Origin of the sequence: Streptomyces sp. BPTC-684 (assembly GCF_030028635.1) — a bacterium.
Classification (GTDB): Bacteria; Actinomycetota; Actinomycetes; order Streptomycetales; family Streptomycetaceae; genus Streptomyces; species Streptomyces noboritoensis.
Window position 1 is genome coordinate 2,174,193 of sequence record NZ_CP124863.1, and the last position, 12,049, is coordinate 2,186,241.

At 72.5% G+C, this 12,049-nt stretch carries 10 protein-coding genes; 2 read left to right on the forward strand and 8 right to left on the reverse strand.

What is annotated here, in order from left to right; genetic code table 11:
* Positions 1-7: 7 nt before the first annotated feature.
* Together alr and QIY60_RS09650 are read right to left on the reverse strand one after the other, a co-directional pair.
* Positions 8-1,159 (reverse strand): alanine racemase, encoded by a 1,152-nt coding sequence (gene alr, locus QIY60_RS09645; RefSeq protein WP_283145880.1) that lies wholly within the window; start codon positions 1,157-1,159, stop codon positions 8-10.
* 41 nt (positions 1,160-1,200) lie between these two features.
* Positions 1,201-2,154: a L,D-transpeptidase gene (locus tag QIY60_RS09650; protein WP_283142047.1), complete on the reverse strand. Its 954-nt coding sequence runs from the start codon at positions 2,152-2,154 to the stop codon at positions 1,201-1,203.
* A 309-nt stretch (positions 2,155-2,463) separates the two neighbouring features.
* Here QIY60_RS09650 and QIY60_RS09655 point away from each other — a divergent pair, with 309 nt between their 5' ends.
* On the forward strand, positions 2,464-3,894 hold the full coding sequence (locus tag QIY60_RS09655) for an NAD(P)H-hydrate dehydratase (RefSeq protein ID WP_283142048.1): 1,431 nt from the start codon (positions 2,464-2,466) through the stop codon (positions 3,892-3,894).
* A 168-nt stretch (positions 3,895-4,062) separates the two neighbouring features.
* On the opposite strand, the gene QIY60_RS09660 is transcribed toward QIY60_RS09655, so the two are convergent.
* Together QIY60_RS09660 and glmS are read right to left on the reverse strand one after the other, a co-directional pair.
* Positions 4,063-4,431: a holo-ACP synthase gene (locus QIY60_RS09660; RefSeq protein ID WP_101389619.1), complete on the reverse strand. Its 369-nt coding sequence runs from the start codon at positions 4,429-4,431 to the stop codon at positions 4,063-4,065.
* Positions 4,428-6,275, reverse strand: a complete 1,848-nt coding sequence (gene glmS / locus QIY60_RS09665) for a glutamine--fructose-6-phosphate transaminase (isomerizing) (protein WP_283142049.1) — start codon at positions 6,273-6,275, stop codon at positions 4,428-4,430. The genes QIY60_RS09660 and glmS overlap by 4 nt, the downstream gene beginning before the upstream one ends.
* A gap of 121 nt (positions 6,276-6,396) precedes the next feature.
* Between glmS and coaA the strand changes: the two genes are divergently transcribed.
* Positions 6,397-7,389 carry a type I pantothenate kinase gene (gene coaA / locus QIY60_RS09670; RefSeq protein ID WP_283142050.1) on the forward strand — a complete coding sequence of 331 codons (993 nt, stop codon included), beginning with the start codon at positions 6,397-6,399 and terminating at the stop codon, positions 7,387-7,389.
* A gap of 84 nt (positions 7,390-7,473) precedes the next feature.
* Here the strand turns inward: coaA and glmM are convergent, their stop codons facing one another.
* From glmM to QIY60_RS09690, 4 genes are all read right to left on the reverse strand, one after another.
* On the reverse strand, positions 7,474-8,832 hold the full coding sequence (glmM, locus tag QIY60_RS09675; RefSeq protein WP_283142051.1) for a phosphoglucosamine mutase: 1,359 nt from the start codon (positions 8,830-8,832) through the stop codon (positions 7,474-7,476).
* A gap of 128 nt (positions 8,833-8,960) precedes the next feature.
* Positions 8,961-9,479: a 30S ribosomal protein S9 gene (gene rpsI, locus QIY60_RS09680; RefSeq protein ID WP_283142052.1), complete on the reverse strand. Its 519-nt coding sequence runs from the start codon at positions 9,477-9,479 to the stop codon at positions 8,961-8,963.
* A 42-nt stretch (positions 9,480-9,521) separates the two neighbouring features.
* Complete coding sequence (rplM, locus tag QIY60_RS09685; protein WP_101389615.1) at positions 9,522-9,965, reverse strand: 50S ribosomal protein L13; 444 nt, start codon at positions 9,963-9,965, stop codon at positions 9,522-9,524.
* A gap of 405 nt (positions 9,966-10,370) precedes the next feature.
* Positions 10,371-11,993, reverse strand: a complete 1,623-nt coding sequence (locus tag QIY60_RS09690; RefSeq protein WP_283142053.1) for an ATP-binding cassette domain-containing protein — start codon at positions 11,991-11,993, stop codon at positions 10,371-10,373.
* Positions 11,994-12,049 lie beyond the last annotated feature (56 nt).

The window sequence follows — 12,049 nt, forward strand, 5'->3', positions numbered from 1 at the left end:
CCGCGGTTCAGCTGTCGGAATTCTCGTCGAGCTCGTTGAGATAGACGCGCGGCACCCGCGAACCGATCCGGGTGACGATCTCGTACGCGATGGTGTCCGCGGCCCGCGCCCAGTCCTCGGCGCTCGGCTCGCCCCGGTCGCCGGGCCCGAACAGGATCGCGTCCGCGCCCTCCTCGACGGTGTCCCCGTCGAGGTCGACGACGAACTGGTCCATGGCGACCCGGCCCGCCACCGTCCGCACCCGTCCCCCGACGAGCACCGGCCCGCGCCCGGAGGCGTGCCGCGGGATGCCGTCGGCGTAGCCGAGCGGGACGAGGGCGAGGGTCGTCTCGCGCGGGGTGACGTAGTGGTGCCCGTAGCTGACGCCGTGGCCCGCCGGGACCTGCTTGGCCAGCGCCACGGACGCGGCGAGCGTCATCACCGGCCGCAGCCCGAAGTCACCCGGGGCGCCGAGCTCGGGCGCCGGGGAGATCCCGTACATGGCGATCCCGGTCCGTACGAGGTCGAAGTGCGTCTCGGGGAGGGTGAGGGTGGCCGGGGAGTTGGCGATGTGCCGCACCTCCGGCTCGACGCCCTCCTTCTCGGCGTACGCGACCAGCTCGCGGAAGAGGGTGAGCTGAGCGGCGATGGAGGGGTGGCCGGGCTCGTCGGCGCAGGCGAAGTGCGACCACAGGCCCGTGACACGGACCTCGGGGGCGGCGAGGGCGGCCTGGACGAGCTCGGGCCAGTCGGCAGGCTGGCACCCGTTGCGCCCGAGCCCGGTGTCGGCCTTGAGCTGGATGCGGGCCACGCGCCCGGCGGCACGAGCGGCTTCGACGACCTCTTCGAGGGCCCACATCCCGCTCACCGACACATCGATGTCGGCCTCGACGGCCTCGCGCCAGGGCCCGCCGGGCGTCCACAGCCAGCACAGCATCCGCCCGCCGATCCCGGCCGCGCGCAGCGCCAGGGCCTCGTGCGGGGTGGCGGTGCCGACCCAGGTGGCGCCCGCCTCGATCGCGGCCCGGGCACACGGCACGGCGCCGTGCCCGTACGCGTCCGCCTTCACGACGGCCATGAGCTGCGCGCCGGGGGTACGGGCACGCAGCGCACGGACGTTGGCGCGCAGGGCGGCCAGATCGATCTCGGCGCGGGCTCGGGTGTGCACTGTCTGAGTCATCGCGGTCATCGCGCCAAGTCTCTCAGAGCTGCGCCCCCGGCTCAGGCGCCGGGCCTGCGCCCCCAGATGTGGACCGGGTCACCCTGGGCGAGCGCGCCCCACAGCCGCTTGGCGTCCGAGTAGGTCAGATTGACGCATCCGCGCGATCCGCCGGTGGAGTAGATGTTGTCGTAAATGGCGTGGAAGGCCTGTCCGCCGCTGAAGAACTGGGCGTACGGCATGGGCGCGTTGTAGATGGTCGACCAGTGGTTCTTGTGCCGCCAGTAGACGGGGTAGGTGCCGGTACGGGTGGCGTACCCGGGCCGCCCGCTGCGGACGGCGACGGGCCCGAAGGTGACTTTCCTCCCGTTCTGCACCCACATGATCTGCCGGTCGAGGTCGACGCAGGCGATCCGGCTCCTGCGGACGGGGCAGCGGCCGGCGGCATTCGGGTTGGCCCGGGCGGAGAGCAGCCGCATGGTGCCCCAGGTGGTGGGGCCGGCGAAGCCGTTGTTCGGCCGGATGCCGTGGTCGGTCTGGAAGCGGCGGATCGCGGCGCAGTCGGCGGCGGACTGCTTCCCGTCGATCGCCAGCTTCAGCCACCGCTCGACCTGTCGCTGGTACGGGCCCGCCTGCCGGCTGCACGCGACGGCGCCGACCTCGTCGCCGGGCACGTACTCGACGAGCCGCTCCACGCCCGCGGCGGGCTCCGCGGGCTCGACGGCCTCCTCGGCGGCGGTGGGCTCGTACACGAGCGGCGGCAGCACCTGGTCGGGCGTGTCCATGAGATACGCGACCTGCCCCGGCTCCCTCGGCTCCCCCGGGACGAGGACGTCGGCGGGGGCGGGGCTGTCCGGGACGGGCTCCGGGGCGGGGCCGGGGCCCGGGTGCGGGGGGATGGGGTAGGCGGCGCCGCAGAGGGTGAGGGAGGTGGCGAGGACGAGGTAGACGGCGAGGCGTTTGCGGCGGGCGGGGCGGGGGGTGTGGGGGGCGGTGCGGGGGTGTCGTTCGGTCATGGGGTCAGCGAAGCGGTGGGGGGTGGGGTGTGGGGGGTGCCGCGCGGGTGGGCAGGTTTGGTTTCCCCCACCCCGCCCCTTCCCGAAAGCCCTGGCGGGCAGCCGGGTGCTTCGTCTGCGGGCCGACTGTGGCTGGTCGCGCAGTTCCCCGCGCCCCTTAAATGCCGCTGCGCGGCATCCCCTGGGCGCCCCGCAGGGGCGCTTTTAGGGGCGCGGGGAACTGCGCGAGCAACCACCGACGGCCCGCAGACGCACACCGGGCCCAGTACCTGGGTGGCACGGACGGGCGGGATTGGGAAGGGTGGGGCCATGCGTATCGCCTATCGCGTCGAGACCGTCCGCGCCGCCGAGCAGGAGCTGATGCAGCGGCTCCCCGACGGCGCGCTCATGCAGCGCGCCGCCGCCGGGCTGGCCGCAGCCGCCGCGGGCATGCTCGGCCGGGTGTACGGCGCCCGCGTCGTCGTCCTCGCGGGCAGCGGCGACAACGGCGGCGACGCGCTGTACGCCGGGGCCCGCCTGGCCCGGCGCGGCGCGGGCGTCAGCGCCGTACTGCTCGCCCCCGACCGCGCCCACCCCGCCGGCCTCGCCGCGTTCCTGCGCGCGGGCGGACGCGTGGCCGACGACCCGTACGACGTGCTCGCCGCCGCCGACCTCGTCCTCGACGGCATCACCGGCATCGGCGGCCACGGCGGCCTGCGCCCCGACGCCGTCCCCGTCGCCCGCGCGGCCCGCGGCTCGAACGCCCTCGTCGTCGCCGTCGACCTCCCCAGCGGGATCGAGGCCGACAGCGGGGAAGTCCTCGGGGAGGCGCTGCACGCCGATGCGACCGTCACCTTCGGCGCGTACAAGCCGGGCCTGCTCGTCGACCCCGCGCACGCGTACACCGGCGCCGTCCGCCTCGTCGACATCGGCCTCGAACCCCACCTCCCCTCCGTACCGGACTGCGAGGCGCTGCAGCACGCCGACGTGGCGCAGCTGCTGCCGGTGCCGGCGGGCGAGAGCGACAAGTACCGGCGCGGGGTCCTCGGCATCGTCGCCGGGTCCGCGCGCTACCCCGGCGCGGCCGTGCTCGCGGTGGCGGGCGCGCTGCACGGCGGGGCGGGGGCCGTCCGGTACGTCGGGCACGCCGCCGACGACGTCATCGCCCGCTTCCCCGAGACGCTGGTCTCGGCGGGCCCCCCGGCCAAGGCGGGCCGCGTCCAGGCCTGGGTCGTCGGCCCGGGCCTGGGAGACGCCCCCGGAGTCGAGGAGGTCCTCGCCGCGGACGTTCCCGTGCTGGTCGACGCGGACGGGCTGCGGGGCCTGGACCCGTCGGTCGTACGGGCCCGGACCGCGCCGACGCTGCTCACCCCGCACGCCGGGGAGGCGGCGGCGCTGCTCGGGGTGAGCCGGGCCGAGGTGGAGGCCGCGCGGCTCCACTCCGTACGGGAGCTGGCGGACCGGTACGGCGCGACCGTCCTCCTCAAGGGTTCGACCACCCTCGTCGCCGATCCCGGCGGCCGCGCCCCCGTCCGGGTCAACCCGACGGGTACGCCCTGGCTCGCCACGGCGGGCAGCGGCGACGTCCTGTCCGGCCTGGCCGGCTCCCTGCTGGCGGCGGGCCTGACCGCCCGGGACGCGGGTTCGGTCGCGGCGTACCTCCACGGCCTGTCCGCCCGCCACGCCGCGAACGCGGCCCCCCTGACGGCATCAGCCGTCGCGTCGTCCCTGGCGCACGCCTGGCGAGACGTCTACGCCTGAGCCTGGTTCGTCTGCGGACCGGTGGGGGCTGGTCGCGCAGTTCCCCGCGCCCCTTAAATGCCGCTGCGCGGCATCCCCTGGGCGCCCCGCAGGGGCGCTTTCAGGGGCGCGGGGAACTGCGCGACCAGCCACAGACGGCCCGCAGACGCACACCGGGCAGAAGGGACGTCACCCCTCCGCGATCACCACCGCCGACGCCACCCCCGCATCATGGCTGAGCGAAACATGCCACCCCCGAACCCCCAGCGCCTCCGCCCGCGCCGCCACACTCCCCCGCACCCGAAGCCGCGGCTGCCCGCTCTCCTCCACGTACACCTCCGCGTCCGTCCAGTGCAGCCCCGCCGGCGCGCCCAGGGCCTTCGCCAGGGCCTCCTTCGCCGCGAAGCGGACCGCGAGGGACGCCGTGCCCCGGCGCTCGCCGCTCGGCAGCAGCAACTCCTGCTCCACGAACAGGCGTTGGAGCAGGCCGGGCGTCCGCTCCAGGGACTCCCCGAAGCGCTGGACCTCCGCCACGTCGATCCCCACCCCGATGATCATTCGACGGTGACCGACTTCGCCAGATTGCGCGGCTGGTCGACCTCGTTGCCCCGCGCCGTGGCCAGCTCGCAGGCGAAGACCTGGAGCGGGACCGTGGCGACCAGGGGCTGGAGCAGCGTCGGCGTCGCGGGGATGCGGATCAGATGGTCCGCGTACGGCACCACTGCCTCGTCCCCGACCTCCGCGATCACGATCGTCCGCGCCCCCCGCGCCCTGATCTCCTGGATGTTGGAGACGATCTTGCCGTGGAGCACCGAGCGGCCGCGCGGCGAGGGGACCACGACGACCACCGGCAGGTCCGGTTCGATCAGCGCGATCGGGCCGTGTTTCAGCTCCCCCGCCGCGAACCCCTCCGCGTGCATGTACGCCAGCTCCTTGAGCTTCAGCGCGCCCTCAAGGGCCACCGGATAGCCCACATGGCGGCCCAGGAACAGCACCGTGTTCTTCGCCGCCAGCGACCGCGCCAGCTCCCGCACCGGCTCCATCGTCTCAAGCACCTGGTCGACGTCCCGCGCGATCGACGCCAGGTCCCGGATCACCGCCCGGATCTCGTCGCCCCACTTCGTCCCGCGCACCTGGCCCAGGTACAGAGCGACGAGGTAGCAGGCCACCAGCTGGGTCAGGAACGCCTTGGTGGAGGCGACCGCGACCTCCGGGCCCGCGTGCGTGTACAGCACCGCGTCGGACTCGCGGGGAATCGTCGAGCCGTTGGTGTTGCAGATCGCCAGCACCTTCGCGCCCTGCTCGCGGGCGTGCCGCAGCGCCATCAGGGTGTCCATGGTCTCGCCGGACTGCGAGATCGCGATCACCAGCGTGCGCCGGTCGAGGATCGGGTCCCGGTAGCGGAACTCGCTGGCGAGCTCCGTCTCGCAGGGGATCCGCGTCCAGTGCTCGATCGCCAGCTTGGCGATCATGCCCGCGTGGTACGCCGTACCGCACGCGACGATCACGACCTTGTCGACCTCGCGCAGCACCGAGACCGGGATGCGGACCTCGTCGAGCGTCAGCGAACCCTCGGCGTCGATCCGGCCGAGCAGCGTATCGGCCACGGCCTTGGGCTGCTCGGCGATCTCCTTGAGCATGAAGTAGTCATAGCCCCCCTTCTCCGCGGCCGACGCGTCCCAGTCCACGTGGTACGACCGCACCTGTGCGGGAGCCCCGTCGAAGTCGGTGACCGACACACCGTCCCGCCGCAGCTCCACGACCTGGTCCTGGCCCAGCTCGATCGCGGACCGCGTGTGGGCGATGAACGCGGCCACGTCCGAGGCGAGGAAGGACTCACCCTCTCCAACGCCCACCACCAGCGGGGAGTTCCGCCGCGCCCCGACCACCACGTCCGGCTCGTCGGCGTGCACCGCGACCAGCGTGAACGCGCCCTCAAGGCGGCGGCACACCTGCCGCATCGCCTCCGCGAGGTCCTCGGTCGAGGAGTACGCCTCGGCCAGCAGGTGCGCGACGACCTCGGTGTCCGTCTCGGAGGCCAGCGCGTGCCCGCGCTCCTCCAGTTCGGCCCGCAGCGCCGCGAAGTTCTCGATGATCCCGTTGTGGACGACCGCGACCCGGCCCGCGTTGTCGAGGTGCGGGTGGGCGTTGGCGTCGGTCGGCCCGCCGTGGGTGGCCCAGCGGGTGTGCCCGATGCCCGTCGCGCCGCTCGGCAGCGGCCGGTCCACCAGGGCCTTCTCCAGGTTGACGAGCTTGCCTGCCTTCTTGGCCGCGGCCAGCCCGCCGTCGGCGAGGACCGCGACCCCGGCCGAGTCGTAGCCCCGGTATTCGAGCCGCTTCAGCCCGGCGATGACAACATCGAGCGCTGACTGCGCTCCCACGTACCCGACGATTCCGCACATGGCGGCAGCCTACGGCCGTACGGCCGCGAATCGGGGGCACTCGCGCGGCCACGCCCCGGGCGGTCCGCCGCGTGACCCACCCCACCCCCCACATCCGGCCGCCAGCCCCGACAATGGGCCTGTGATCACTTCGCCGCCACGAAGCGCCCAACACCGAGCGGACTCGACCCCCTACGTCGACCTGTCCCGCAGCGAATGGAGCGCGCTGCGCGACAAGTCGCCGCTGCCGCTGACCGCCGCGGAGCTGGAGCGGCTGCGCGGGCTCGGCGACGTCATCGACCTGGACGAAGTACGGGACGTCTATCTGCCGCTGTCCCAGCTCCTCAACCTGTACGTGCAGGCCACCGCCGAGCTGCGGGGCGCCCTCAACACGTTCCTGGGCGACGCGGGCAAGAACGGGCACGGCGCGCAGCGCGGCACCCCGTTCGTCATAGGCGTCGCCGGATCGGTCGCCGTCGGCAAGTCCACGGTGGCCCGGCTGCTCCAGGCGATGCTCGCCCGCTGGCCCGAGCACCCGCGCGTGGAGCGGGTCACCACCGACGGCTTCCTCTATCCGATGGCCGAGCTCCAGCGGCGCGGCCTGATGTCGCGCAAGGGGTTCCCCGAGTCGTACGACCGGCGCGCGCTGACCCGGTTCGTCGCGGACATCAAGGCGGGCAAGGACGAGGTGACCGCGCCCGTCTACTCGCACCTGATCTACGACCGGGTGCCCGGCGAGGTGCTGACCGTGCGCCGCCCGGACATCCTCATCGTCGAGGGCCTCAACGTGCTCCAGCCCGCCCTGCCGGGCCAGGACGGCCGCACCCGGGTCGGCCTCGCCGACTACTTCGACTTCAGCGTGTACGTGGACGCCCGGACCGAGGACATCGAGACCTGGTACCTGAATCGTTTCCGCAAGCTGCGCGAGACGGCCTTCCAGGACCCGTCCTCGTACTTCCGCAAGTACACCCAGGTCTCGGAGGAGGAGGCGCTCGACTACGCGCGCACCGCCTGGCGGACCATCAACCGGCCCAATCTGGTGGAGAACGTGGCCCCCACCCGCGGCCGCGCCACCCTCGTCGTCCGCAAGGGCCCCGACCACAAGGTCCAGAAGCTCTCGCTCCGCAAGCTGTGACGAGCGGACCACAAAGCAAACGGGCCCGCCGGGGGAACTCCCCCGGCGGGCCCGCTCGTTGGGCGTACGGAGTACGCGACCGGCCTAGCCCAGCGCGGACTTCACCACGTCCGCCAGGCGGCCCGCCACCGACCGCGCCTGGTCGATGTCGGCGGCCTCGACCATCACGCGCACCAGCGGCTCGGTGCCCGACGGGCGCAGCAGCACCCGGCCGGTGGAGCCCAGCTCGCGCTCGGCCTCGGTGACCGCGGAGGTCAGCTCGGCCGAGGTGGACACCCGGGACTTGTCGACGTCCGGCACGTTGACCAGGACCTGCGGCAGACGCTCCATGACGCCCGCGAGGTCGGCCAGGGTGCGGCCGGTCGCGGCGACGCGGGCCGCCAGCATCAGACCGGTGAGCGTGCCGTCGCCGGTGGTCGCGTGGTCGAGGATGATCACGTGGCCGGACTGCTCGCCGCCCAGCGCGTAGCCGTGCTCCTTCATCGACTCCAGGACGTACCGGTCGCCGACGCCCGTCTGGACCAGCTGGAGGCCCTCGCGCTCCATGGCGATCTTGAAGCCGAGGTTCGACATGACGGTGCCGACGACCGCGTTGCCCCGCAGGGTGCCCGCCTCGCGCATGGCCAGCGCGAGCACGGCGAGGATCTGGTCGCCGTCGACCTCGTCGCCCCGCGCGTCGACGGCCAGGCAGCGGTCCGCGTCGCCGTCGTGCGCGATGCCGAGGTCGGCGCCGTGCTCGACGACGGCGGCCTTCAGCAGGTCGAGGTGGGTCGAGCCGCAGCCGTCGTTGATGTTGAGCCCGTCCGGCTCGGCACCGATCGTGACGATCTCGGCCCCGGCCCGCGTGAACGCCTCCGGCGAGACCCGCGCGGCCGCGCCGTGCGCCTCGTCGAGGACGACCTTCAGACCGTCGAGACGGTTCGGCAGCACGCCGATGAGGTGGGCGACGTACTTGTCGAAGCCCTCCTCGTACGTACGGACGCGGCCCACGCCGGCGCCGGTCGGCCGCTCCCACGGCTCGCCCGTGCGGTGCTGCTCGTACACGCGCTCGATGCGGTCCTCCAGCTCGTCGGCGAGCTTGTGGCCCCCGCGCGCGAAGAACTTGATGCCGTTGTCGGGCATGGCGTTGTGGCTGGCGGAGAGCATCACGCCGAGGTCCGCGCCGAGCGCGCCCGTGAGGTACGCCACGGCCGGGGTCGGCAGCACACCGACGCGCAGCACGTCGACGCCCGCGCTGGCGAGGCCCGCGACGACCGCGGCCTCCAGGAACTCCCCGGACGCGCGGGGGTCGCGCCCGACCACCGCGGTGGGCCGATGGCCCGCGAAGGTACCCGCCTCGGCCAGTACGTGCGCCGCCGCGACCGACAGGCCGAGCGCGAGCTCAGCCGTCAGATCCGCGTTGGCCACACCGCGTACACCGTCCGTGCCGAAGAGTCGTCCCACTGCTGTCCTCCATTGAGATCCACCAGGCGCCGCACCCGGGCGCCCACCATTGGCAAAAACAACGCCGCCCCGGCAGCACCAAGAGTGCTGCCGGGGCGGACGAGAGCCGTACAGGCGGCAGGCGCGATTTAGCGCTTGCTGTACTGCGGGGCCTTGCGGGCCTTCTTGAGACCGGCCTTCTTGCGCTCGACCGCACGGTCGTCGCGGGAGAGGAAGCCGGCCTTCTTCAGCGCCGGGCGGTTGTTCTCGACGTCCGCCTCGTTCAGCGCACGGGCCACGCCGAGGCGCAGGGCGCCGGCCTGGCCGGACACGCCGCCACCCGCGATGCGGGCGATGACGTCGTAGCGGTTGTCGAGCTCGAGCACCTTGAAGGGCTCGTTGACTTCCTGCTGGTGGACCTTGTTCGGGAAGTAGTCCTCGAGCGTACGCCCGTTGATCTTCCACTTGCCGGTGCCCGGGACGATCCGGACGCGGGCGATGGCGTTCTTGCGACGGCCCAGGCCGGCGGCCGGCTGCGGGTCGCCGAAGCGGGACGCCAGCGACTCGGTGGTGTACTCGCCCTCGACGGGCACCTCCGACTCGAAGGTGGTCACGGCGTCGTAGGTCTCGTCGCCCTCGATGGGGGTCTCGACAGTGGTCTCGGCCACGATGCTCCTCAGATTCTTTTTCGTCTTAGGGGGTGGCCGGAACTACTGCGCGACCTGGGTGATCTCGAACGGCACCGGCTGCTGGGCAGCGTGGGGGTGCTGGTCGCCCGAGTAGACCTTCAGCTTCGAGAGCATCTGACGGCCCAGGGAGTTCTTGGGGATCATGCCGCGGATGGCCTTCTCGACGGCCTTCTCCGGGTTGTTCGCCAGCAGGTCGTCGTAGCGCACCGAGCGCAGACCGCCCGGGTAGCCGGAGTGGCGGTAGGCCAGCTTCTGCTCGCGCTTGTTGCCGGACAGGTGAACCTTGTCGGCGTTGATGATGATGACGAAGTCACCCATGTCCATGTGGGGCGCATACACAGGCTTGTGCTTGCCACGGAGGAGGTTGGCAGCGGTCGTCGCCAGACGGCCCAGGACGACGTCCTGGGCGTCAATGACGTGCCACTGGCGAGTGATGTCGCCGGGCTTGGGGCTGTACGTACGCACGGTCGTAGCCTTCGCTTCTTCAGTGGATGGGGTACCAGACACATTGCACCCTGAAGCGATCATGCAGCTGGGACTCACAATGCCGGGGACGCTGCCCGTATGCGAGCCACTGGTAACTGCTCCAGAGAACCTACGTATACGTAATGGCCCCTCGCGTGAGAACGACCAAGCCAATACGCATAACGAACCAGAAGAATACCCGGGCTGCCCCGTGCGGGTCAAAACCGGTGCGGCGGGGTCGGGGGCCCGGGGTTTGTCTGCGGGCCGGTGGGGGCTGAGCGCGCAGTTCCCCGCGCCCCTGACCACCTAGGGGCGCGGGGAACTGCGCGAGCAACCCAGCACGGTCCGCAGCCGAAGCACCAGGCCGCCCGCCCAGGGCTTTCGGGAAGGGGCGGGGTGGGGGGCTTACCGCGCCCGGGACACCCGGCGCTCGTCCCAGACCGGCTCCGCCGTCTCCCGCACCACCCCATCCGACCCGAACACCAGATACCGGTCGAAGGACCGGGCGAACCACCGGTCATGGGTCACCGCCAGGACCGTGCCCTCGTACACCTCAAGCCCATCCTGAAGCGCCTCCGCCGACTCCAGATCCAGGTTGTCCGTCGGCTCGTCAAGCAGCAGCGCCGTGGTCCCCGCCAGCTCCAGCAGGAGGATCTGGAAGCGGGCCTGCTGCCCGCCGGAGAGCTTCTCGAAGGCCTGGTCCCCCTGGCGCTCCAGCTCGTACCGCCGCAGCACCGACATCGCCCCGCCCCGGTCCTTCGCGTGCTCCGTCCACAGGATGTCGACGAGCGTGCGGCCGAGCAGCTCCGGATGCGCGTGCGTCTGCGCGAAGTGGCCGGGAACCACCCGCGCCCCCAGCTTCCACGTACCCGTGGACGCCACCGTCGGGTCCCCCGCGAGCAGCCGCAGGAAGTGCGACTTCCCGGAGCCGTTCGACCCGAGGACCGCCACCCGCTCCCCGTAGAAGACCTCCAGCGAGAACGGCTTCATGAGCCCCGTGAGCTCAAGGTTCTCGCAGGTCACGGCACGGACGCCGGTGCGTCCGCCGCGCAGCCGCATCGAGATCTCCTGCTCGCGCGGCGGCTCCGGCGGCGGCCCCGCCTCCTCGAACTTCTTGAAGCGGGTCTGCATCGCCCGGTACCGCGACGCCATGTCCGGGCTGATCGCCGCCTGGTTGCGCAGCCGCAGCACCAGCGCCCTCAGCCGCGCGTGCTCCTCGTCCCAGCGCCGCTTGAGCTCCTCGAAGCGGGCGAACCGCTCCTTGCGGGCGTCGTGGTACGTGGCGAAGCCGCCGCCGTGCACCCACACGTCCGTGCCCGCCGGGCTCGGCTCCAGGCTCACGATCTTGTCGGCGGCCCGGGAGAGCAGCTCGCGGTCGTGGGAGACGAAGAGGACCGTCTTACGGGTCTCCTTCAGCTTCTCCTCCAGCCAGCGCTTGCCCGGCACGTCCAGATAGTTGTCCGGCTCGTCCAGGAGCAGCGTCTCCTCCGGACCGCGCAGCAGCGCCTCCAGGACCAGCCGCTTCTGCTCGCCGCCGGAGAGCGTGCGCACCTGCCGGAACTGCGCCTTCTCGTACGGAACGCCCAGCGCGGCCATCGTGCACATGTCCCAGACCGTCTCGGCCTCGTACCCCCGCGCCTCCGCCCAGTCGCTCAGCGCCTGCGCGTACGCCATCTGCGCGGCCTCGTCGTCGACCGTCATGATCAGGTGCTCGGCCCGGTCCACCTCGGCCGCCGCCTCCCGGATCCTCGGCTGAGACACCGATACCAGCAGGTCACGGACCGTACGCTCGTCCCGCACCGAGCCCACGAACTGCGGCATCACCCCGAGCCCGCCGCCCACGGTGACGGTCCCGCCGTGCGGCTGGAGCTCGCCGGAGATCATCCGCAGGAGGGTCGTCTTGCCGGCGCCGTTCGCCCCGACCAGGGCCACCACCGCACCCTCCCCCACCCGGAACGACGCGTCGCCGAGCAGGACCCGCCCGTCCGGCAGGTAGTACTCCAGGTGTGCGGCCTCTACATGTCCCATACGCGGATTGTCGCCCACCCCGTACGCGTACCCACAACCGAATTAAGATGCGCGCC

What these genes read in the sequence shown, in the direction of transcription:
- alr (WP_283145880.1), bottom strand. Translation starts at nt 1,159, where the DNA reads ATGACTCAGACAGTGCACACCCGAGCCCGCGCCGAGATCGATCTGGCC.
- QIY60_RS09650 (WP_283142047.1), bottom strand. Translation starts at nt 2,154, where the DNA reads ATGACCGAACGACACCCCCGCACCGCCCCCCACACCCCCCGCCCCGCC.
- QIY60_RS09655 (WP_283142048.1), top strand. Translation starts at nt 2,464, where the DNA reads ATGCGTATCGCCTATCGCGTCGAGACCGTCCGCGCCGCCGAGCAGGAG.
- QIY60_RS09660 (WP_101389619.1), bottom strand. Translation starts at nt 4,431, where the DNA reads ATGATCATCGGGGTGGGGATCGACGTGGCGGAGGTCCAGCGCTTCGGG.
- glmS (WP_283142049.1), bottom strand. Translation starts at nt 6,275, where the DNA reads ATGTGCGGAATCGTCGGGTACGTGGGAGCGCAGTCAGCGCTCGATGTT.
- QIY60_RS09690 (WP_283142053.1), bottom strand. Translation starts at nt 11,993, where the DNA reads ATGGGACATGTAGAGGCCGCACACCTGGAGTACTACCTGCCGGACGGG.